At 30.9% G+C, this 23,607-nt stretch carries 19 protein-coding genes; all 19 read right to left on the bottom strand.

What is annotated here, in order from left to right:
• Positions 1–593: 593 nt before the first annotated feature.
• Positions 594–1,847, bottom strand: a complete 1,254-nt coding sequence (locus tag PZA12_RS10940) for an HD domain-containing phosphohydrolase (protein WP_103699119.1) — start codon at positions 1,845–1,847, stop codon at positions 594–596.
• Between the two features lie 819 nt (positions 1,848–2,666).
• Entirely contained in the window at positions 2,667–4,553 is a 1,887-nt protein-coding gene (locus PZA12_RS10935) for an endonuclease MutS2 (protein ID WP_078115763.1), read from the bottom strand.
• A gap of 657 nt (positions 4,554–5,210) precedes the next feature.
• The gene (locus tag PZA12_RS10930) at positions 5,211–6,719 is read right to left on the bottom strand and encodes an IMP dehydrogenase (protein ID WP_077842241.1); all 1,509 of its coding nucleotides are present in this window, start codon (positions 6,717–6,719) and stop codon (positions 5,211–5,213) included.
• Between the two features lie 538 nt (positions 6,720–7,257).
• Complete coding sequence (locus PZA12_RS10925; protein ID WP_078117285.1) at positions 7,258–7,518, bottom strand: DUF1883 domain-containing protein; 261 nt, start codon at positions 7,516–7,518, stop codon at positions 7,258–7,260.
• Between the two features lie 440 nt (positions 7,519–7,958).
• Positions 7,959–9,239: a collagen-like protein gene (locus PZA12_RS24930; protein ID WP_206490954.1), complete on the bottom strand. Its 1,281-nt coding sequence runs from the start codon at positions 9,237–9,239 to the stop codon at positions 7,959–7,961.
• A 435-nt stretch (positions 9,240–9,674) separates the two neighbouring features.
• Entirely contained in the window at positions 9,675–11,138 is a 1,464-nt protein-coding gene (locus tag PZA12_RS10915; RefSeq protein ID WP_078117286.1) for a DUF7507 domain-containing protein, read from the bottom strand.
• A gap of 283 nt (positions 11,139–11,421) precedes the next feature.
• Positions 11,422–12,471, bottom strand: a complete 1,050-nt coding sequence (gene arsB, locus PZA12_RS10910; RefSeq protein ID WP_103698721.1) for an ACR3 family arsenite efflux transporter — start codon at positions 12,469–12,471, stop codon at positions 11,422–11,424.
• A gap of 26 nt (positions 12,472–12,497) precedes the next feature.
• The gene (locus PZA12_RS10905) at positions 12,498–12,911 is read right to left on the bottom strand and encodes an arsenate reductase ArsC (protein WP_078117288.1); all 414 of its coding nucleotides are present in this window, start codon (positions 12,909–12,911) and stop codon (positions 12,498–12,500) included.
• Between the two features lie 26 nt (positions 12,912–12,937).
• Positions 12,938–14,686 (bottom strand): arsenical pump-driving ATPase, encoded by a 1,749-nt coding sequence (arsA, locus tag PZA12_RS10900; protein WP_103698720.1) that lies wholly within the window; start codon positions 14,684–14,686, stop codon positions 12,938–12,940.
• Positions 14,687–14,745: 59 nt separating this feature from the next.
• On the bottom strand, positions 14,746–15,132 hold the full coding sequence (gene arsD, locus PZA12_RS10895; RefSeq protein WP_103698719.1) for an arsenite efflux transporter metallochaperone ArsD: 387 nt from the start codon (positions 15,130–15,132) through the stop codon (positions 14,746–14,748).
• 72 nt (positions 15,133–15,204) lie between these two features.
• A complete protein-coding gene (locus PZA12_RS10890) occupies positions 15,205–15,522 on the bottom strand; it encodes an ArsR/SmtB family transcription factor (protein WP_207715152.1) in 318 nt (105 codons plus the stop codon).
• A 574-nt stretch (positions 15,523–16,096) separates the two neighbouring features.
• Positions 16,097–16,702 (bottom strand): YdcF family protein, encoded by a 606-nt coding sequence (locus tag PZA12_RS10885; RefSeq protein WP_103698717.1) that lies wholly within the window; start codon positions 16,700–16,702, stop codon positions 16,097–16,099.
• 41 nt (positions 16,703–16,743) lie between these two features.
• The gene (gene hisJ / locus PZA12_RS10880) at positions 16,744–17,544 is read right to left on the bottom strand and encodes a histidinol-phosphatase HisJ (protein ID WP_103698716.1); all 801 of its coding nucleotides are present in this window, start codon (positions 17,542–17,544) and stop codon (positions 16,744–16,746) included.
• 825 nt (positions 17,545–18,369) lie between these two features.
• Positions 18,370–18,846 carry a GNAT family N-acetyltransferase gene (locus tag PZA12_RS10875; RefSeq protein ID WP_023976200.1) on the bottom strand — a complete coding sequence of 159 codons (477 nt, stop codon included), beginning with the start codon at positions 18,844–18,846 and terminating at the stop codon, positions 18,370–18,372.
• 550 nt (positions 18,847–19,396) lie between these two features.
• Positions 19,397–20,200, bottom strand: coding sequence for an N-acyl homoserine lactonase family protein (locus PZA12_RS10870; RefSeq protein WP_103698715.1), 804 nt, complete (start codon positions 20,198–20,200; stop codon positions 19,397–19,399).
• A 35-nt stretch (positions 20,201–20,235) separates the two neighbouring features.
• A complete protein-coding gene (locus PZA12_RS10865) occupies positions 20,236–21,537 on the bottom strand; it encodes an acetyl-CoA hydrolase/transferase family protein (RefSeq protein WP_171781259.1) in 1,302 nt (433 codons plus the stop codon).
• Between the two features lie 27 nt (positions 21,538–21,564).
• Positions 21,565–21,828: a hypothetical protein gene (locus PZA12_RS10860; protein WP_017212832.1), complete on the bottom strand. Its 264-nt coding sequence runs from the start codon at positions 21,826–21,828 to the stop codon at positions 21,565–21,567.
• Between the two features lie 15 nt (positions 21,829–21,843).
• Positions 21,844–22,125, bottom strand: coding sequence for a NifU family protein (locus PZA12_RS10855; RefSeq protein ID WP_103698713.1), 282 nt, complete (start codon positions 22,123–22,125; stop codon positions 21,844–21,846).
• Position 22,126: 1 nt separating this feature from the next.
• Entirely contained in the window at positions 22,127–23,581 is a 1,455-nt protein-coding gene (locus PZA12_RS10850) for a 4-hydroxyphenylacetate 3-hydroxylase family protein (RefSeq protein WP_103698712.1), read from the bottom strand.
• Positions 23,582–23,607: the final 26 nt, after the last annotated feature.

The following is a 23,607-nucleotide window of genomic DNA, read 5'->3' as shown; positions in this document are numbered from 1 at the left end:
ATATATATGTTGCAATGCACAATTCACATTTCACAATTCATAATTACAGCTAAAATTCTTGCAATATTTTTAGAATTGTCATGAAGAATTATCTTTGCAATATATATTTAATTAATCTTATAATACATATTAAAATTCCTATTCTTATTTAACTTGGAATAAAATTCACATAAAATTTATTATATATCATATGTGAAGCATTTCCAAACTCATAAATATACTTTCCTACTAGTCTTATTTTTATAAAATTCAAGATTGTAAATTATAGAATTAAAGATTCTCCCATAAACACCTCCTATTCTTAGATGATATATGCCGCAATAACAGATTTGCATTTAAGTTCCTAGTAATCCAAACATTAAATTAAAGTAAAATGTAGAAACTCAATTACAACATATTTATTTTTTATATACTGATTAGCTACAAGTAAAATATACAATTGAAAAATAAAGATAGTTTACAATTAAATCGAAAGAATTTCTAAAGAAATTTAGAAATCCTATGAAAAATAACTTTTCAACTAAAAATCCCAAGCAATTAGTTATATAGCACATATAATTAATTGCTTGGGATTATATGATATTCACTTATTTTTACGAAAATTTTTTTAATAATTGTTTATATTCAGTCGTTATATTCAAATATTTTGCCATTAAATCACTAGCCTGCTTTTTTGCCTCATCAATTATAAAATCATAATTATCTATAAGCAAATTAGTAATATGTAAATCAATTTTATTATCCTTAGCCATGTTATTTAAAATTTTTATTATTCTATCTTTACTAAACTCCTCCTTATAGCTTCTTACTCCTAACAATGCACTAGTAATATCACCTATTGCTACTATTCTCATTTCTTTAGTTAACTGATCTCCTTTTAGTCCAAAAGGATAACCCTCACCATCTAACTTCTCATGATGAAATGTTCCTAAATCTCTTATTTCATCTATATTTAAATCACTTAAAATCTTATATCCTATAATAGCATGGCTTTTCATAATTTCAAACTCTTCGTCTATAAGTTTACCTGGCTTTTCTAAGATTTCTACTGGAATAGCAATCTTTCCTATATCATGAAGCGCAGCTGCCATTTTAATTTTTGATAAAGTTTTCTCATCTAACCCACACAGCTTTGCAATTTGATAGCTTACAGCTTCTACTAATATAGTATGTTTGACTGTCGCCTCACTTCTAAAATCAATTGAATAAGCTAACATTTTACTATATGATACAACTTCATCTCTTGTAAGTATTCTAGTACAAAAAAAATCATACAGCTCCTCAACATAAGTTTTATCTATTAGCTTTTCAATAAAATTAAATTTTCTATCTGCTTCCAGCAATAATTCTATATACTCATTTGAATATTCTTCTGCATGATTTCTAATAAAATCTTTCGTTAATTCTTTTTTTGATAAATACATTCTATCAATATAATCGGCAAAACTTAATATCATTCCTTCTTTAGATAGAATATCCATGTGCTTGTCCTTAAAATACCTACAAGTAAAATGATGGCTTAGAACTATGTTATATAAATTAGGCAGAGGAGAAAAATATTTTATAAATAATGAACCATAGATAGCATGATCAAATGGAGTTTTTACGTCAATATCAACAAGCTTATCTCTTTCCGCAACCTTATATGCACCAATATCGTGAAAAATTGATATGACACAAATTTTAAGCATATCTTCATTATTATAATTTCCTTTTGCTTTTAATAAATTTAACATTATATATGCAACTCTCTCTCCATGATTCAAAAGCCTTTTGTCTACAGAATTAATAGCTCTATGAATGATATGAATCATTTGCTTTAATGTAACTTCCAAATTTTCCTTCATGTGTTTCCTCCAATTCATTCAGTAACAGTAAAATTATCACTATGACATGCGTAATAATCTGTTCATATTATAGCATTATTATTTACCAATAAAAAGGCTTACTTGATACATGTTTCCTGAATTAGAAAGAATTAATACACCATTGTGTTTTTTATAAAAAGAAGTTATCTTATTGGTTTATACACCTCTATAAGACAACCTCTTTTTAATATATATTTTGCAATTTATAATGCACATTTCACAATTCACTGTTACAGCTAAAATTCTTTCAATATTTTTAGAATTATGATTAAGAATTACTTTTACACTACATATAATTATTCAAAGCATTGAAAACATTATAAATTGTTAACTTTTTATATTTTTTTCTGTAAAGATATTTTCACTTTTAACTTTTTAAGTTCTTTCCTTCTTAAGAATTTAAATTCTTAGATTCTTATATTCTTAAATTCCTTTATTCCTAAATTCTTATATTCTTTCGTTTTTATAGATAAACAAATCCAAAAGTAAACTTATACATTGTGATAAATTATTATACATGTATAATTTTGTTTAATGTATATGTTGAACTTTTAATCAAAATATACTGCCATACTAGAAAGTAGAAACATTTTTATGCAACAGGCATTGAAAACGAGCTGTTAAAAGCTCTTAATTGTAGGTTGTTCAACTAACGCTTGTCACAATGAAATTGGGAGCAAGCATTAGTTGTGCAACCTGCAATTTAGCACTTTCAGCGAAATTTTCATAGTCCTGTGAAATAACAATGTTTCTACTTTCGGTGGATTATTGCATAAGCCTAGGTTATATATTGTTTATCTATATACCTTCCTGTTTTCTAAATTTTTTGAGTCCTTTTTTAGATCCTCTTTCAATATCTCTATTAAGTTTTCTTTCCTTATAACTTGAAAATAGCTGGCTCATATCATAATCTTTAGGATATAATTCTTCTGCGCTAATTTCGAGTTTAATTCTTTTATAGTTTACTTCTATAAATTCATTATTAAATAAAACAGTTATATTATTTAATCTATCAATTTCTTTATAGACAATTCCACTTGAACCTTTATCTAACAGTAATACTTTATCTCCAACTTTATAAATATACTCATGAGTTTCGGATTCTTCTATTTCTCTTTTAGAAATTTTACTTTCTTTTACTAAATCATAATTATAGTCTTTCGTTTGAATATATTTTCTACTTCTTTCAATTATATTATCACTAATACCCATTTTTCTTGATATATATAAGGCATTGCTGTCTCCACTTTTTCCTATATGAAGTTTATATAATGGCTCCAAAGTGTCTCTTTTAAATTCCATAGCTGCATTTTCGAAGTCTGGATGATTTTGCGAAAAATTTTTAATTTCCCCATAATGAGTACTTGCTACTGTAATACATCCCTTATGATAAAATTCTTCTAAAATTGCAATAGCAAGTGCAGCTCCTTCATTTGGTTCTGTGCCACTTCCAATTTCATCAAAAAGTAATAGTGAATTTCTGCTACTTTCTTTTAAAATCTCTGCTAAATTTTTTACATGAGAAGAAAATGTACTTAAAGCATTTTCTATACTTTGATTATCACCAATATCAACAAAAATATCATCAAATACTGCAATCTCAGTATTTTCATGTGCACTTATATGAAATCCACTTAATGCTGCTAAAGTAAGTAATCCAACGCTTTTTAATACAACTGTCTTTCCGCCTGCATTTGGACCAGTTATTATTAAGCTTCTATATTTATTTCCTATTTCAAAATCCAGTGGAACGCACTCTTTAATTAATGGATATCTTCCCTTTACTATTTTTATATAACCATAATCATTGAGTTTTGGCTCAATTCCGCTTATTTCCTTGCTATATTTTGCTTTTGCAAGTATCATGTCATACTCTGAAATAACTTCGATATTTATTTTTATTTCTTGATGCTTTTGAAAAATCATTTCACTTAAGGTAGATAATATTTTGTATTCTTCAACACTCTCTTCAGCCTTTAAAGCTATTAATTCAGTTGTATATTTTGAGACTGAAGCTGGTTCCATAAACACTGTAGTGCCTTTTGAAGAAGCTTCAACTATAGTACCTTGTATATGATTTTTATAAGCAGCTTTAATAGGAACCGTATATCTTCCATTCCTTATACTAACAAAAAATTCTTGCATATACTCTTTATTGCTTGGATTCTTAATAAATTTCTCTATCTTTTCTTTTATTTTTTCTTCACAGAGCTCAATGCTTCTACGAATTTTTTTAAGTTCTTTTGTAGCATTAGAATCAACAATGGTTCCTCTAATAGCCATATTTATTTCATCCTCAATATATTTTAAATCTGTAATATTTTCTCCATATGCACTTAAGGTTTCTGCATATCCTTCTTTATCTTTAACGAACGCTTTTACTTTTCTACATCCTCTAAGAAAATCTCCTACTGTAATCACTTCTGATGGCTCCAAAACCCCACCTTTTTCTATTTTTTCAATTAATGGAGATATATCAAAAACTCCTTCAAGAGGCATATGGTAAGATGCATCTATTAGCCTTCTCCCCTCGGAAGTTTCTTTAATCATTCTTCTTACTTGTTTTATATTATTACTTGGAACTAATTTATCAATTAACTTTTTCCCTAAATTACTTACGCAATATGATTTTATAATGTCTTTTAATTCTTTATAATTTAATTTTTCTAATGTGGCATTATTCATTTTTTCATTTCCTTTTCTTATATATTCAAGCCACGAACAAGGTTATAGATTTCAAAATTGAGCTACTCAGCAAACTAATATTTAATGCAATGTATACCATTCATAAAGCATATATGTTGCAATTCACAATTACAGCTAAAATTCTTCCAAGATCTTTAGAATTATGATATGGGATAATTTTGCAATACATATAATTTAAATTCTTAAATAAGTCAGACCCACCTGCTTAACAGTTGGTTTTCTGAATGCCAAAGCATAAAATAAAAAAGCTGTGGATACCTCCACAGCTAAAAAATTCAACATCAAATAAAGATAGAAATATACCTATCTTTTGAAAGCAAATTCGTGGCTCGTATCTTTTAATAGTTATAATTAATTCAACAACAAATAAAAGTATAAAATACTTCATTTTTGAATTAATATTAAATTACTATAATTAAGATACTAAACACTCACAAAAATACTTCCTTCCAATGAAATCTATATACTATATAATATGACATGGATTAAAGAATGTCAATTTTAATTTTTATTATTTAAAAATTTGATATTAACTACTAGTAATTTCATATTTTAATTTGCAAACTCTCTATAATTCCTTGCGAAACAGTTGGACTGCATCTTGTAAGTTTGAAATTACCTCATAGTATATTCTCTTTACTGTTGAGCATTATAGTGATTATCTTTTAACATTACATCATGAGAACTTCCTTCTACAATACTTGTTGCAGAAACTAATGTTATTTTTGCATTCTTTTGAAGTTCTGGAATAGTAAGAGCACCACAGTTACACATTGTAGAACGAACTTTGTTAAGTGTTATACTTACATTATCTTTTAAACTTCCAGCGTATGGAACATATGAATCAACACCTTCCTCAAAAGATAATTTCTTATCTCCACCAAGGTCATATCTTTGCCAATTTCTTGCCCTATTAGAGCCTTCGCCCCAATACTCTTTCATGTAGTTTCCATTTATATTTACTTTATTAGTTGGACTTTCATCAAATCTAGAGAAATATCTTCCTAACATAATAAAGTCTGCACCCATAGCCAATGCTAATGTAATATGGTAATCATGGACAATACCTCCATCAGAGCATACTGGAATATAAACTCCTGTCTTTTCAAAATATTCGTCTCTAGCTTTAACTACATCAATAAGAGACGTTGCCTGCCCTCTGCCTATACCCTTTTGTTCACGAGTTATGCAGATAGATCCACCGCCTATTCCAACTTTAACAAAGTCTGCTCCTGCTTCTGCTAAAAACATGAACCCGTCTCTATCAACAACATTTCCAGCTCCGACTTTTATATTTTCTCCAAAATTCTTATGTATATAATCAATTGTTATTCTTTGCCATTCTGAAAATCCCTCAGATGAATCAATACATAATACATCTGCTCCAGCCTCTATTAATGCTGGTACTCTTTCAGCATAATCTCTAGTATTAATACCTGCCCCAACTATGTATCTTTTTTGAGAATCAATAAGTTCATTTGAATTCTCCTTATTAGCTGAATAATCTTTACGGAATACCATGTATTTTAACTTTTGATCTTTATCAACTAATGGCAGCATATTTAATTTATTATCCCAAATAATGTTGTTTGCTTCTTTCAAACTTATATTAGCATCAGCATATATAAGTTCACTGAAAGGTGTCATAAATTCCGAAACCTTAGTACTTAAATCCATTCTAGTTATTCTATAATCTCTACTTGTTACAATTCCAAGAAGTTTTCCATTTGGAGTCCCATCTTCAGTAACTGCCATAGTAGAATGTCCTGTTCTCTCTTTTATTTCTACAACTTCTTCTAAAGTAGTATCAGGTTTGATGTTAGAATCACTAGTAACAAAGCCTGACTTATAGTTCTTAACTCTTGCAACCATAGCAGCTTCATTTTCAATTGACTGAGATCCATATACGAATGAAACTCCGCCTTCTTTTGCTAAAGCTACTGCCATCTTATCATCTGATACGGACTGCATTATCGCCGAAACTAAAGGTATATTAATGCTTAATGGTGATTCTTCACCTTTTTTAAACTTAACAAGAGGTGTTTTCAAACTTACATTTTGTGGTATGCAGTCTACTGAAGAGTAACCTGGTACTAATAAATATTCTCCAAAAGTATGGGATGGTTCATTAAAATAATATGCCATTTTATCTTACTCCTTTTACATTTTAGATATTTTGTATATAATAATATATTTATCCTATTATTGTCAATGTAAAACAAAATCCATTTACTTATTTTAAAATACCACAAAAATTTAATATAAATTTATATATGTTACAATTCTCAACTCGCAATTACTGTTAAAATCCTTGTAATATTTTTAGAATTATGATGAAGTATTATTTGGGCAATATCTAAACGTACGCTAAAGATAAATCATACCTATATATAACTCAATTATAAGTTAGATTTATACTATGAAATATATCCCAAATAGAAATGGGTAATATATTTTTGTGGAATGTTTCATTGGTAATTTTGATGGATGTGATTCTTTGGCTATAAGTTGTTCCAAATGTGCTAGTTCACAGCTTGTTCTTTGAGGCTAGCACTTTGAGTGCAACTTTATATCCTTAGAATCACCCATCAGAATTACCCAGAAACTGGAACAAAAATATATTATTCATTTCGGCGAGTTATATGTATAAGTTCAAGTCTTAGTTGGGTTATCTATATGTATTTTATCTAAATACTTTTATGGAATAGTTTAGAATTCCTGCCCCTCCGCCTAAATCTATAACAATATACCAGTGACCAGAACTCGGAACTGTAATGTTATAAGGCGAGCTATCAACTGGACCGCCATAGTATTTAAAACTATTATTATTTCTATACCTAGTAAAATTATCACCATCTAATAAATAAATATTTACCTTTCTATCAATAGTAATACTTAGTATATCTCCTTTTCTAAAGTTACCTTCTTCATATGAATATTTCATAATGCTTTCAAAACTCCTTTTAGTTATGTTAAGTATTGTGATATGGCATATTGCTATGCTTAAGAATTTTTATAACTCTTATTAAGAGCATATTATGAGCCCTAATTTTTAATAATAATCCTTTTAATAATCTCCCTTGTATATATGTATATATATTAAGAAGCACTACCTTATTAATAGCTCAATTTAAAATAGCATTTTTAATCAGATAATTGTAACATCTAAATATATAATAATAAACATTTTAAATGATTTTGTTTCTTATAATCTCCCATAAATTTTCTTGTTATTTGCACCATGCTAAATATTGAATAATAAATTATTTATCTAGTAAGAGATAAATATGTCTTTATCTCTTACCTCTTATCATGGTTCCTACTATAACATCCTACAATTTTTTAACTTACCACTAGATTATTGAATTCTAAACGCTAAATTTATTAAGGAATACTAAATATAATAGTTGCTGCAGCACCATTTGCTAATGCACTAAGATTTCCAGTACGTGTAATTTGAACTGCTAACAAATCGCATCTATTAACTGCAACTGGAGGACTTACTGATACTGCACAACAATTTGGAGCTGCTGCGCTACTAGGACCAGTTACAGTTGCGATAATTCCAGTATCTACCGTAGTATTTCCACAATCTGTACTTCTAATTATCCTAGCACTTACTGTATCTCCTACTGCTAATGGTTCTGTTCTAACACTTAAAACTATCCCTATAAGAGTTGCATTTTGCGGTACTACTAAGGTGTTTCTAATAAAACTTGGTGATGAAGTACCTAACCCTAAGAAATCATTGTTTCCAAGTGACTGGTCTGTACCTAAATAAATAGTACTTCCACCTGGTCCAGTTGCTCCTGTTGGTCCTATTGGACCTGTTACTCCTGTTGCACCTATTGCCCCAGTTACTCCTGTTGGTCCGATTGGACCTGTTACTCCTGTTGCACCTATTGCTCCAGTTGCTCCTGTTGGTCCTATTGGACCTGTTACTCCTGTTGCACCTATTGCCCCAGTTGCTCCTGTTGGTCCTATTGGACCTGTTACTCCTGTTGCACCTATTGCCCCAGTTACTCCTGTTGGTCCTATTGGACCTGTTACTCCTGTTGCACCTATTGCTCCAGTTGCTCCTGTTGGCCCGATTGGACCTGTTACTCCTGTTGCACCTATTGCTCCAGTTACTCCTGTTGGCCCGATTGGACCTGTTACTCCTGTTGCACCTATTGCCCCAGTTGCTCCTGTTGGTCCGATTGGACCTGTTACTCCTGTTGCACCTATTGCCCCAGTTGCTCCTGTTGGTCCGATTGGACCTGTTACTCCTGTTGCACCTATTGCCCCAGTTGCTCCTGTTGGCCCGATTGGACCTGTTACTCCTGTTGCACCTATTGCCCCAGTTACTCCTGTTGGTCCGATTGGACCTGTTACTCCTGTTGCTCCAATTGCCCCAGTTGCTCCTGTTGGCCCGATTGGACCTGTTACTCCTGTTGCTCCAATTGCTCCAGTTACTCCTGTTGGCCCGATTGGACCTGTTACTCCTGTTGCACCTATTGCTCCAGTTGCCCCTGTTGGTCCTATTGGACCAGGTAAACCTGGACCACATCTACAACAGCAGCAACAACATATTCTATCATCTCTACAACGGGATTCACAATTAAATTTATTTGGAGGATTTACATATTGTCCATGTTCATTGTAATACCCATTTTTGTTAATCATTTTTCTTCTCCTATCAAATGTTATCTGCACTATTATATGATTTAGAAATTATATTTGTTAATGTGGTGATGTAAATGTTTTTCCTTATTTAATATACCAAATTTACTTTATAAACTGCCTAACAAGCTTAACTAGATTTTATGTATGAATTAAACACTTAAATTTATTTTTTTAATATTTTTGATTAAATAAAATGTTTTAGCTCTTTCTTTATTTTACATCATAAGAATATAGCTAGATAATCATGAGTTTTTTATTATTACGTGATTCCGTTTTATTATTTTTATAGTCCATAGTGATTATCCTTCGTGTACGTTTTGGTTTGGTCATTAAATCATAACACGGGATGGTCACTATGGATTTTTTATTAGTTTAGTTTCATTTTAAAATTAGCCAAGAATAATTTTGCTAACTTTCACGCGCAAAAAATCATAATTAGAAAGTTTCTCTATTTAAGCAATTGATTAAATTAATCATTGCACTTGCTTGATCTTGAGTGACTGTACCAGAAGCAGTAGTATTTCCGATTAAAAGATTTGCTGCACTCAATACATCATTTACTGTTGAGTTAGAAGGTAATCCAACTGGTATTAGTAAATTACCACAACCAAGAGTACTTACCAATTGGCCACTATAGCATTGGATATTATTAATATTATAAGCCAAAGCTAATGTTTGAGCCATGAGAACTCCAAGTGTATTTGGTTTTAAACTATCACTCAAATTGTTTTGACATGGACTTCCTGGAAGACTACAGTAATTTCCTGCTAATATAATATCAGACAAAGCAATTGTATTGATGAAAAGTGATCGAGGACCACTACCAATTGTTACAGGATTGTTAATTAGTCCATCACCATTTGGATCAAGGATTGCATGACCATTATTATTTCCCCAGAAACCTCTAGTTCTACCTAGTGTCACAATTGGGCAAGTTGCACTTGCACTTGCTGTATAAGTGTTTGAAAGTCCATATATTTCTGGAAGTGTTACTACAACAAAAACTTCATTTGTTATGCTACCACCACATTGCCCTACAGGAACAGTAACAGGAACAGTAAATGTGAAAGTTGATCCTGGTGCTAGTCCATTACTTGTATATACTTTACCTTGATCTAAAGCTGATATATTTAATGGCACATCACCGGTGTTAGTGATATTAACTCTAAATGTTGCTGTTCCACCTGCTACAGCTGTTCCAGATACACAAAGTTTTTCTACTGTGAAGCTTGGATTTAATAATATTACCGAATGACTATCATAATCAGAAATTACATTTGGATATCCAGAAGGATTGTAAGTGGCAACTACAGTGTCTATGAGCGGATTAGGGTCGCTAGCTGTTACTAAATGGGTACTCTTGAAAGTAACAGATGCCCCTGGCGCTAAATTAGATGCTCCAGCATTTATTGCTGTTTGAGTAAGATCTACTGGAACATTATTAATAACATCTACAACACTATTTAGAATAAGATTAGGTGAATCAGCTGAACTTGTATTAGTAATTACATAGGTGTAAGTTATAGTATCACCTACTTTACTATAAGTTGGCCCACTCTTAACTATTGTGACAGAAGGTTGAAATAAATTAACAGCAACACTATCACTAACATTTAAAGATGCAACATAATTAGCTGTTACTGTATTTATAAGCGGATCTACTCCAAGATCAGCAACTACATAATTTATTGTAACTGTATCACATTCTCCAGGTGCAAGTGTTGGCCTAAAATTACTTGTAATATCTCCTCCTAGTAAAGGATCATTAACATTAACAAGCTGTAATGGTGTACTTCCTATATTGCATATTTTTATTGTATATGCAACAGTATCTCCTATTTTAGATAAACTTGGTGAAGCAGTCTTAGTAATCTCTATTTGTCCTGATTGAACTGACATAATATCAATTCCTCCTTATCATAAGTTTGTTGCCTTTAACATATTTTATGAATAATGAGGAATTTATGTTACATTATTTATGCATTGTATTCCTTTTTTGCATAAAGACTCGTAGACAAATTGTAGAAATAAATGTAAATACTAAAAAAATAAAGACCTCATTTTAAGAGATCTTTATTTTTCCAGAAATTATTCAAATGAAATGTATTCATTTAATATATATTAAAGTAATTTCTAATTATCGAAAAATATTCTAATGTAGGTGGTATATGATTAAAAGTTTCTATTTAGAGTATGAGAAGTATTTTCTTCCCCAATACAATGCTACATTTACTAGTCCTATCATTACTGGCACTTCAATTAGTGGTCCTATTACTGCTGCAAAAGCAACCTTTGATTCAATTCCAAATACTGCTACTGCAACTGCTATTGCAAGTTCAAAGTTATTACTTGCAGCTGTAAAAGATAAAGTAGTAGTCTTATGATAATCTATGCCTGACTTATAACTAATGTAAAATGATACAGAAAACATTACTATGAAATATATTACAAGTGGTATCGCTACTTTAATAACATCTAAAGGTAATTCTACAATATATTTTCCTTTAAACATGAACATAACTACAATTGTAAATAATAAGGCTATTAAAGCTAATGGACTAATTTTAGGAACAAACTTTTTTACATACCATTCTGTTCCATTCATAGGTTCTAGTATAAGTCTAGTAAACATTCCTAGTAAGAAAGGAATACCAAGATAAATCGCAACAGACGTTGCCACTTCTCCCATGGATATATGAACTTCATACCCTGTAAGGCCGAATATAGGTGGAAGTACAGTTATAAAAAAGTATGCAAATACAGAATAAAATACTACTTGAAATATTGAATTAAATGCTACTAATGCTGCAGCATACTCGCTATCTCCATCTGCTAAGCTATTCCAAAGAATTACCATTGCTATACATCTTGCAAGTCCTATCAAAATAATTCCCGTCATTAATGCTGAATCAGATCTTAAAAATACAACTGCTAAGATAAACATTAGAATCGGTCCAATAACCCAATTTTGTACTAAGGACAATCCAAGAACTTTTGGATTTTTAAATACTTTTCCAAGTTCTTTATAATTCACTTTAGCAAGTGGTGGATACATCATAACTATAAGACCTATTGCTATAGGTATTGATGTTGTTCCAACAGATAATTTTGCGAGACCTTCTGATAATGATGGTATTCCCCATCCAAGTAATATTCCTAGTGCCATTGCAACAAATATCCAAAGAGTCAAATATCTATCTAAGAATGATAATCTCGATGATTTATTACTCAATTTTAAAATCCTCCTGTTTTAATTTACTAGTCTAATTTGATTTCCTTATTTTCAATTCTTCTAGCTAGTTCTTTTACCTTTTCTTCTATTGTTTTAGCTGTTTTTATAAATTCTTCATCACTTTTTCCACTTGGATCATCTAATCCCCAGTCTTCTATATGCTTTCCAGGTAGAATTGGACATACAACGTTGCATCCCATTTTTATTACTATATCAACTTCTGGTATGTCTGATAAAAGCTTTGATTTTTGAGTTTCATTCATATCAATATTGTATAAATCCTTTATGATCCTTACTGCATCTTGGTTTATTTGAGGTTTAGTTTCTGTTCCTGCAGAATAACTTTCAAAAACATCACTTCCATAAAATTTTCCTAGGGCCTCCGCCATTTGTGATCTGCATGAATTGTGCACACATATAAATGCAACTTTTGTTTTCATCTTTTTTATCTCTCCTTAAAATAATTTTACTTAATTAAGTTAATTAAGTTATTTCCTCTTACGTCTTCTGCTTTCCACTCTATCACTGCAAAGTTTCCATTAGAAATTTCATCAACTTTGTTTATCCATTGAATTTCATTACTTGCTTTAACCTTTAATATTTCATTAGTAGTATTAGTTGCATAAAGACTTGAATTTATTACCCACCATTTGCTGTGAATCTCTGCTCTATCTAAATCCTTTTGAAGTCTCATGGCTTCATAAACAGGAGTTGTTTCAGCTAAAGCTACTATAACAACTTCGGTCTCTTTTTCGTTTCTTAATCTAGGCAACAACTTTATAACTGATTCTGGTATATCCCCTTCTGATCTAGAAATTTCTTTATTATAACTTTCTGTTGAGTCTAAAAGAAGCAAAGTATGACCAGTTGGAGCTGTGTCTATTACTACAACTTCATTTTCTGACCTTTCAACAATTTCAGCAAATGCTCTAAATACTGCTATTTCTTGAGTACAAGGCGATCTTAAATCTTCTTCAATATATTCAATATCCTCATCAGTCATATTGTTTTCTCTTGCCTTGCCTAATACTTCTTGTCTGTACTTTTCAAGTTCTTCTTTTTCATCAATATTACTTAAAGATATTCCATAGCCTTCATCTAATACAAATTTTAAGTGAGCGGCCGGATCAGTAGTTGTTAAGTGAACCTTCTTACCTTTTTTAGCAAGCCCTAGTGCTACAGCTGCTGCTATGGTTGTCTTGCCAACTCCACCTTTACCCATTGTAAAAATAACTTTTTTGCCGCTATTATATAGATCCTCAATGACATCTTTTAATTTTGGCATAGCCACTGGATTTAAAGATTCTTCACTTATTTTAATATAATCTTTTTTAAGGAAAGCCCTTACATTCTCAAGACCTGTTATATTATACGGTCTTAGAGGAATTTCAAAAGTCTCTATATTATTAAATTTAGCTGGCATATTACTCAAAGCTTTTTGCTGTTTTTCATAAATAACACTTGATAGTTCATCATCATGATTTTGAAGCACGCCATTTATAATTAATATTTGATTATTTACACCGATTTCTTGAAGTTCACTAGAAGCTCTTTCTGCCTCTTTTAACGGAGAGGTTTCAGGACGAGATACGAGTATAAGTGTTGTTTTCTCTCCATCAGCCAAAGTATCTACTGCACTTTTGTACATTTCTTTCTTTTCTTCAAGTCCTGCAAGCTGACCTAAACATGACGCTCCATGAGTGCTTTCATCAATAAAATTACTCCATGCAGAAGGCAATTGTAACATTCTTAAAGTATGACCTGTTGGTGCAGTATCGAAAATAATATGATCATATTCATTAAATACTTTTTCATCTGTTATCATTCCTGAAAATTCGTTAAATGCGGCAATTTCAACAGTACATGAACCTGATAATTGTTCCTCCATATTATCTATTACTGCTTGTGGTAACTTTCCTCTATATGGGGCTATTACACTTTCTCTATATTCAGCTGCTGCAGCTTCTGGTTCAAAATTTGCAACAGTTAAGTTTGGAACTTCCTTTATTTGAACGCCTTTATTATTTAGCTCTGTATTAAATACATCTTGAAGATTTGATGCTGGATCAGTGCTTACAAGCATAATCTTCTTTCCTTGATCCGCTAAATTCACAGCCACAGCACAAGCTGTTGAAGTCTTTCCTACTCCACCTTTTCCAGTAAAAAATAGATACTTAGTTAAGTTCAGCATTTCAATATCAAACAGTTTCAACATATTTTACTCTTCCCTTCTACTTAAGTGTACCAATTTGTTTTAGTGTACCTAAAATCTTATTAGCAGCATCCACCTTTACATCCACAACTTTTAGCAGGCTTTTTTATGCTAGCTTTCTTTATATTAAGCTTTAAAGTATCTCCAGGTATACCTAATAGAGTGCAAAACTCCTCATTTGTTGGATAGCTTCCTTCCTTAACAACTACTCCATCTACCATAGTTACAGGTAAAGCATTAACACCTTTAGTGTTTAAAATTTCATTTATCACTTTATTATCTACAAATATTTGAGGATTACTTGTTAAATTGTGTCTTTCCACTACTATACCTTTGTTTTTCAAAGTATTAAGTGCAGTTGCAACTCTTAATAATTCTTTATCTACAGATGGCCCGCAAACACCTGTTGAGCAACACATAGCTGGATCAAAAATAATCATTTTTTTCATTTTTATTAACTCCTTTACAATATGATTTTTTATATTTAAATTTCACTTATAGATACATCTAATTTTTTCTTCTTATTTGCAAGTACACTTAGATTTATCCTTACAAATACAGTCTTTTGTTTCTGTTACGAGGTTCATCATAAATAAAGTAAGTTTATTGCAATTATTAAGATTTAATCGGTAGTAATTCCAAAGACCTTCTTTTCTAACTTCTATAAGACTACAGTCACTTAATACCTTCATATGATGCGAAAGGGTTGGCTGAGTAAAATCAAAGTATTCTAGTATATCGCATGCACATCTTTCACCACAAGATAATATATCAATTATTTTTAACCTGCTTGGATCAGATAATGCTTTAAAAATTTTTGAATTTTCTTCATAGCTCATTCTCATTCACGCCTTTCCTATATAGACATCTATCTATATATAATATAGAATATCATCTATCTATTGTCAATACAAAGTATATATCTTAACTTTATTTTAACACTAAATATATAGCAATCTATATAGTCACTTTATTCAGTAATTAAATTATTGTTACAAAATCCTATACTTTTTTCACTAGATTAACGAAATATTAAAACTTTAAAAAATACATAATCCCGTAAGTCTCTATCAAATTACTTACGGGATTTATACTATATACGTTCTAAGCAGTGCTATTCATTTTTTATAAAATCTTTTGTTTCTTATTACATGATAGTTAATGTTGATTCTGTTAAATTTTTTAGATTATATATGTTGCAATTTGCAATTCACAATGCACAATTCACAATTCACAATTTGCAATTCACAATGCACAATTTGCAATGCACAATTTGCAATTCACAATTCACAATGCACAATTCGCAATTTGCAATTCACAGTGCACAATTCACATTTCATATTTCACAATTCATAATCACATTTCATAATCACGACTAAAATTCTTGTAATATTTTTAGACTTATTACAATATTTAGGACCAGGTAGGAACTGCTTTCTTAAGCTGTCCTCCACAACGCGATAACTCTCCCATAACCTTATCAATTCCATTCTCAGTTTTGAACCAATTTTCCTTAGTTATTCCGTCCACATCTATTGGACATACAAAGAATTTTGTCTTTGGATATGCATGGCTATAAAACATGAGACATCTCTTAGCATGAAACGATTTGCAACATATTATAGCCTTTTTTATATCTAAATTACAGTTATCAGTAACTTCCTTTGACTTAAAAGCATTTTCCTTTGTCCAAGTTGCACTATCTTCTTTTAATATTGCATCACCATTAACTCCATTAGATATTGCTATATCTCTCATAAACTCCCATTCAGTGTTATATGCTCCATTATATATTTCAGCCTTAGTTATTGGTCCTGGAAAGTATCCTTTTGACATGCTATATTTTCCCGACGGAAGTATATATGGTGCATATCCCTCTAACCAAAGTTTTGAAGCTTTTTCTGCTGGCTCCGACCATGCACTACCAGGTACAAAAATAATATCACACTTTTCTGGTTTATCATCAACAAAAATAAAAGATGTAATTTCTTTAATAAAATTAATACCTTCTAATGACATATCTCACTCCTCAATATAGTTTTTCTGCTGCTATCTAAAATTTATTCTTTATCAAAATCTCTTCCGACATCACTTGCTGTGTGAGAATCTGATCCATATACTTTTTTAACCCCGTATTCATCTATCAACTGTTTAAAAATATCTGATACATAGATTTCACCGCAATATGGCTTTCTAAGGCCAGCTGTATTTACATCTACTTCATAATTCCTTGATTTAATTTCTCTTACTATTTCTTCTAAAAGTTCTTTGTTTTTATATTCTAATGGGTATAATTTATTGAAAATCCTAATTAAATTAGGATGGCCTATACGATGAGGCTTATACTTACCTAAGTCAGATTTTATTGCCTTAAGCAAAGTCTCATAATACTTATCATAAACTTTTTCAGTGGTACCATAAAACTCTAAAGCTCTTTCAAAACCTTCTTTTCCATCAATAGCCACATATTCATCGCCCATTTTTATAAAATGTACAGAAAGTAGCCCATCTTCTAATTTTGAACCATAGGAATTAAGAAGTTTTTTAGTTTCCTCTTCATATCCATCAACAAAATCAACTTCTAGTCCTATATTTATTTTAATTTTGTCTTTATATTTTAATTTTATTTCTTCAACATCCTTGAAATACTTCTGTATTGCTTCTTCATTTGGAGCACATTCATCTTGAAATTCTTTGTCATCTATAAAATAACACGGAAATGGCATGTGTTCAGTAAATGTTATTTCCTCTAATCCCTCTATTAATGCTTTGTCAACATACATTTCAAAGCTGTCTTTGGTTCCATGAGGACAATATGGCGAGTGCATATGTCCATCTCTTACTATCTTTTTATTATTCATAATATTATTAAAAGAGAGGATTTAATACGCTCTCCTTTAATTCTCACTTCCCTTCTATTGTAAAATATGATTTATATATGTTGCAATTGAATTTCTACATTTTGTCTTAATAGAGCACTTAGCATACTAGAAGTTTAAATGTAAGTTTATTATTGCAACATATATATAGATATCAAACTTTAAAACTATATTTATGTGGTAACTTGCCGAAATCATAAATATTTTGATTCCGAAAAGCTATGAAAATATCGCTGAAGGTTCTTAGCAGCAGGTTGTATCCACTTTAGCATGCTCCAACTTTCAGTTTGACAAGCAAAAATGGAACAACCTACAGCTAAGACCCTTTAACAGCTCATTTTCAAATGTTTTCTCCACAAATATATTTATGATTTCTAATGAAAATATGAACTTAAAGTTTTAGCAACTTTGTTAATATAGATAACCCAACTAAGACCTGAACTTATGCATATAACTCGCCGAAATGAATAATATACTTTTGTTCCAGTTTCTAGGTAATTCTGATGGGTGATTCTAAGGCTATAAAGTTGCACCCAAAGTGCTAGCCTCAAAGAACAAGCTGTGAACTAGCACATTTGGAACAACTTATAGCCAAAGAATCACATCCATCAAAATTACCAATGAAACATTCCACAAAAATATATTACCCATTTCTAGTTGGGATATATTTCATAGTATAAATCTAACTTATAATTGGCTTATCTATATGTTCATCTATATATGAACAAAACTCATAGAAACTCTCTTTAATGAAAATTGCAGCTTTCCGTTAACTTAGAACCTAGGCAGTAATCTTATCACTCCTAATTATTTTTCATATTCATACATATTATAATTACATTCGCTCATCCCAAGTGACTCATATGTTGCTTTGGCATTTATATTTTCTTTTTCTACATACAATCTTATGCCAGCTATTCCATCATTATTATCACATATATTTTTAACATTATGATACAACTTCTTATAAATGCCTTTTTTTCTATACTCAGAATCTACATATACACTTTGTACCCAGAGAAACATACCATTTCTCCAATCACTCCATTCATATGTAAACATAATTTGTCCAACTACTCTGCCATTTATTTCATAAACATAGTATTGCCCTTTTGATGAATCTTCTATCATCGCCTTAACACCATTGCTTAGAATTTCTAAATTAAGTTCTTTATCCTCTGTTTCCTTTGCTAGATTGTAATTAAATTTTACTATAGTTTCTAAATCTTCAATTCTTGCTTTTCTTATGTTTCCTAAATTATTATCATTGTTAATATTACTCATTTCTTTCCTCCATATATCCAGACACATTCAAAAAAACACAAAATCAATATATGATATTGTATTTTTTCTTTACTTATATTTTAGCATTTAAATATTATGTTACATAGTATTTTTATTGTTTTGTCAAAAATTATAGTAAATCACATACAAAATTCTATCAAACATTTACTATACTTAAATGCATATAAAAACAAAGAAATTCCATATATGCTTGTAACCTCAATATCATAATATGGAGCAGTCATTAGAAAATAAGCTGATGAAAATAATTAATGTAGGGTTGTTCCAGGTTTACTTGTCCTAATAAAATTAGGAGCATGCACATATGGATACAACCCTACATTAACTGCCTTTCAGCAAAATTTTTATAGTTCTATGGAACAAACATATATAGAATTTCGGTTAATATAGATACACTCACTCATAATTTTATATATTTATTAAATATTAAGTGGATATCTTCACTAGAAATCAGAAACAACAATGTTTCTGATTTCGGTTAGTCACCACATTACTATAACTTTCACTGTGGTTATCTATTTACTACTTTTTATTCATAAAACTCAGGAGCAAGTTTTATTGTTTTAAAGAACTCCTCATCATGAGCAAAAAATACTTTTGCATCATATTTTTTCTCTAAAGCTCTTACTTTTTCAATTGATTTAAAGAAAGAAAGACTGTCATAAAGTAATCCTGATGCCTTAGCTGGTGGGCCATAAATTTCTGAACTATATACACAATCTTGTGGGAAGATTAATGTACCTTCATTTTCTAAATGAACTACTATTCCAAGTAATCCTGGTGTATGACCTGGTAAATTTACTATTTCTATACCCTTTGCAAATTCAAAATCCTCTTCAACTAAATGATATTGCTTTACTGAAACATCCATATCAGCTTTAATATAGCCTCCATGTGTTAACGGATTTTCATTTAACCTTACTTGAGTTTGAGCTTGCATAAAGTCTGCCTTTGGTACATATACATCTGCATGTCTAAACATATCTAAATTTCCTGCATGATCTAAATGCATATGAGAAATTATTACTTTCTTTATTTCTTCTGGCTTTGTACCACATAAAGCCAATTGATTTTCTAGTCTTTGTTCTTTTGTTTGATATAATGGATAAACTTCTTGAAGGTTTTTTGGCCAATAACCATTCATAGCCTCTGGATTGCTTCCTACATCATATAATATTTTTCCATCTGGATGATCTATTAAAATAGACATTACAGGTAGCTTAATCCATTTATTTTGTACATGCGGCTGGCTATATGTTCCCATAGTAGCTCCACCTACTACATTATTTTTATCAGTTTCTAAATATCCCGTGTCTAAAACATATACTTTCATAAGTTACTTCCTCCCATATTTTCATTTACTTTAATTTAAAATTTAACTTTAAATCTCTTTTCCCATTCTTCAATAAGTGTCTCTCTAAAATCAGGATGTGCAACATTTATTAATGCCCTAGCCCTTTCTTTTAAAGTTTTGCCTTTTAATTCAGCTATTCCAAACTCAGTTACTACATAATGAATATCATTTCTAGAAGTTGTAACAGTTGCACCCTCATCTAAAATTGGAACTATTCTTGAAAGTTTTCCTTTACTTGCAGTTGATGGCATTGCAATTATTGATTTACCACCTTTAGCCATTGCTGCTCCTCTTACAAAGTCAACTTGTCCACCTACACCACTGAACTGTTTAAGTCCAATTGTATCAGCCGCAACTTGTCCCATAAGATCTACCTGAATACATGAGTTTATAGATACCATCTTATAATTTTCTGCTATAACACATGGATTATTTACATAATCTACAGGATACATGGCAACACTAGGATTTCCATTAACATAATCATAAAGCCTCTTAGTGCCCATTAAAAATGTAACTACAGATTTTCCAGGATGTAAAGTTTTTGCTTTATTTGTTATTACACCTGCTTCTATTAATTCAACTACTCCATCAGATATCATTTCCGAATGAATTCCAAGATCCTTTTTTTCCTTTAAGAATAATAGTACCGCATCTGGAATTGCACCAATTCCTAATTGAAGTGTAGAACCATCTTCAATTAGCTTTGCACAGTTTTCACCAATAGCCTTTTCGACTTCTCCTATTTTAGGTGGCTTAAGCTCAATAATATCATTTGAAGTTTCAACTATATAATCTATATCAGAAACATGTATAAATGAATCTCCGAGTGTTCTTGGCATCTTGTCGTTTAATTCCGCAATAACAATTTTAGCGGCCTCTGCAGCAGGTTTTGTGTAGTCATTTGAAACTCCAAAGCTACAATAACCATGTTCATCAGGAACACTTAATTGAACGAGTGCTACATCTACTGGCAAAGTACCTTCCCTAAACATTTTTGGTACTTCCGAGAAAAAGCATGGCGTAAAATCTGCTCTTCCGTCAACAATAGCTTCCCTTGTTGTTCCACCTGCAAATATAGAATTGTGGTGAAAATTAACAGCCATTTCAGGCTTACAATATTCACTTTTACCCATTGATACCATATGAACAATTTCTACGTTTTCATATAAATCTTTGTTTCTAACCATAGCATCTATAATTTCTTTTGGCTCTCCGCAAGCATGTCCAGTTACTACTCTATCATTCGATTTAATTTTTCTTACAGCTTCGTCAGCTGTAACTACCTTACTCTTGTATAAATCTTTCCAGCTAATCTTAGACACCTCCTAAATATAGCCGAATTACAATTTCTTCAAGTCATATACTAATTTATCATAATCCCCTATATTTTTAATAAAAATTTTACTATATTTTAATATATATTTTTCATGGCTTACACAGCAATTTGAACATCCACAGACTAAAATTAAATAGTCATATTCCTTATTTTCCTTTGCAATCTCGAAATTATGAGTTTTATCAAGATCGTTAATTAAATTTGTAATAAACGTTTTTCTATCATAACTGGCATTACAGCCACCACAGTATCTAATACCTATCTCCAAAATTTCACCTAGCCTTTATTTGCTAAGTAGCTCTCTAGCAAAATTAAGCATTTCTCTGCTAATTGGATCAACAAGTTGTACATCTTTTATTTCCGGTATCTCTTTTAATACGCAGGAAATTACTTCTTCCATAGTAAACCTTGCAGAAGGACAGCCACTGCATGCGCCTAAAAGTTTTACGTAAGCTACGCCATCTCTAACTTCTACAAGCTCAATATCTCCATTATACTCGGCAAGTAATGGTTTTATTTTAGTATTGATAGCATTATTAATTTTATCTACCATGATTTCGCTCATATTATTCTTCAATTCTAGCTATTTTCTTAGCTATTTTCTTTTTAGCTGCTAAATTTCCTTGTCTAGCTATCATAATTCTTTGAGCTTGTGGTGATCCAGCTCCATGCATTGATTCTGTTCTATATCCGACAGCTGCAGTCCCTAAACAAATATTTTCTATTAATCTTAATATTCTCATTCTATTTTCTGTTGAAACTGAGTTTACACCTCTCAAATATTTATCTATATATGGTCCTATCTTTTCATCTTTAAAATCTGCTTCTGATGGCATAGTAACCATGATTCCTCCAGCAATATCTTCTGCAAGTCTACATATTTCATAAGGGAATCTTGTAACATTTTGCTTACATACATTTGCTAGCAGATTATCAATATAATAATTTCCAGCTTCTGTTTTAGAACCCATTGCTGAACATGCAATACCACAAGAGAATAAAGTTTCATTTAAGTGAGTCATTTCTATTAATTTATCTTTAACATGAGATGCTTTGTGAGCTCCGTTATAATCAGCAGCTACTGCAGCAGCTCCAATTAGAACATCTCCAACTCCAACTTTGCATCCACCATAACTTTGTCTATGATATCCTGCAAATCTTTCAACGATCATTCCAGCAAAATCAGTTTCTCCATTTAAGAAAATTCTTTCATTTGGTACAAATACATTATCAAATATTGTTAATGTTTCTTGTCCACCAAACTCAGCGTTTCCAAGATCTATATCAGCACCTGGCTCCAATTTTCTTGTATCACAAGATTGCCTTCCGTATATATGAATTATTCCTTCAGCATCTGTAGGCACTGCAAAAGATATTGCCCAATCCTTATCATTTGGAGTTAAAGCTATTGTAGGCATTACTACTACCTCATGAGAATTTAACATTCCGGTTTGGTGACATTTTGCTCCTCTAACAACTACCCCATCTTCTCTTCTTTCAACAACCCTTAAGTATAAATCTCCATCAGCTTGTTTACTTGGCGATAATCCTCTGTCCCCCTTAGGATCAGTCATTGCACCATCAACGGTTAAGTCGTTTTCTTGAACATATTTTAAAAACTTATTAAAGTTTTCATGATAATTTGTTCCACAAACTTTATCTATTTCGTATGTTGAACTGTATAGTGCATTAAAAGCATCCATACCAACGCACCTTTGGAAACATGATGCGGTTTTTTGACCAAGTAATCTTTGCATCTTCACTTTTTTAATAAGATCATCTGTGCTTTGATGTAAATGAGCAAATCTATTTACTTTTTCCCCTGTTAAATTAGAAGTAGCTGTCATTAAATCTTCATACTCTGGCATTTGTGCCAATTCATAAGTCATAGCAACTGAATTAAGAGATGGTCTTATGATTGGATTATCAACAACATTGTCAACTGGTTTTCCAAACATGTACACTTTTAGGTTTAACTTTCTAAGGCTTTCAATATATTGTTCCTTTGTTTTTAATGGCATATTATCGCTTCCTTCACTAATTTTTA

Source organism: Clostridium beijerinckii, from assembly GCF_036699995.1.
Classification (GTDB): Bacteria; Bacillota; Clostridia; order Clostridiales; family Clostridiaceae; genus Clostridium; species Clostridium helianthi.
This window is presented reverse-complemented; position numbering and strand designations above follow the sequence as displayed.

Excerpts from the sequence above, each read along its gene's own strand:
- PZA12_RS10940 (WP_103699119.1), bottom strand. The coding sequence starts at position 1,847 with ATGAAGGAAAATTTGGAAGTTACATTAAAGCAAATGATTCATATCATT.
- PZA12_RS10935 (WP_078115763.1), bottom strand. The coding sequence starts at position 4,553 with ATGAATAATGCCACATTAGAAAAATTAAATTATAAAGAATTAAAAGAC.
- PZA12_RS10930 (WP_077842241.1), bottom strand. The coding sequence starts at position 6,719 with ATGGCATATTATTTTAATGAACCATCCCATACTTTTGGAGAATATTTA.
- PZA12_RS10925 (WP_078117285.1), bottom strand. The coding sequence starts at position 7,518 with ATGAAATATTCATATGAAGAAGGTAACTTTAGAAAAGGAGATATACTA.
- PZA12_RS24930 (WP_206490954.1), bottom strand. The coding sequence starts at position 9,239 with ATGATTAACAAAAATGGGTATTACAATGAACATGGACAATATGTAAAT.
- PZA12_RS10915 (WP_078117286.1), bottom strand. The coding sequence starts at position 11,138 with ATGTCAGTTCAATCAGGACAAATAGAGATTACTAAGACTGCTTCACCA.
- PZA12_RS10905 (WP_078117288.1), bottom strand. The coding sequence starts at position 12,911 with ATGAAAACAAAAGTTGCATTTATATGTGTGCACAATTCATGCAGATCA.
- arsA (WP_103698720.1), bottom strand. The coding sequence starts at position 14,686 with ATGTTGAAACTGTTTGATATTGAAATGCTGAACTTAACTAAGTATCTA.
- arsD (WP_103698719.1), bottom strand. The coding sequence starts at position 15,132 with ATGAAAAAAATGATTATTTTTGATCCAGCTATGTGTTGCTCAACAGGT.
- PZA12_RS10890 (WP_207715152.1), bottom strand. The coding sequence starts at position 15,522 with ATGAGCTATGAAGAAAATTCAAAAATTTTTAAAGCATTATCTGATCCA.
- PZA12_RS10885 (WP_103698717.1), bottom strand. The coding sequence starts at position 16,702 with ATGTCATTAGAAGGTATTAATTTTATTAAAGAAATTACATCTTTTATT.
- hisJ (WP_103698716.1), bottom strand. The coding sequence starts at position 17,544 with ATGAATAATAAAAAGATAGTAAGAGATGGACATATGCACTCGCCATAT.
- PZA12_RS10875 (WP_023976200.1), bottom strand. The coding sequence starts at position 18,846 with ATGAGTAATATTAACAATGATAATAATTTAGGAAACATAAGAAAAGCA.
- PZA12_RS10870 (WP_103698715.1), bottom strand. The coding sequence starts at position 20,200 with ATGAAAGTATATGTTTTAGACACGGGATATTTAGAAACTGATAAAAAT.
- PZA12_RS10855 (WP_103698713.1), bottom strand. The coding sequence starts at position 22,125 with ATGAGCGAAATCATGGTAGATAAAATTAATAATGCTATCAATACTAAA.
- PZA12_RS10850 (WP_103698712.1), bottom strand. The coding sequence starts at position 23,581 with ATGCCATTAAAAACAAAGGAACAATATATTGAAAGCCTTAGAAAGTTA.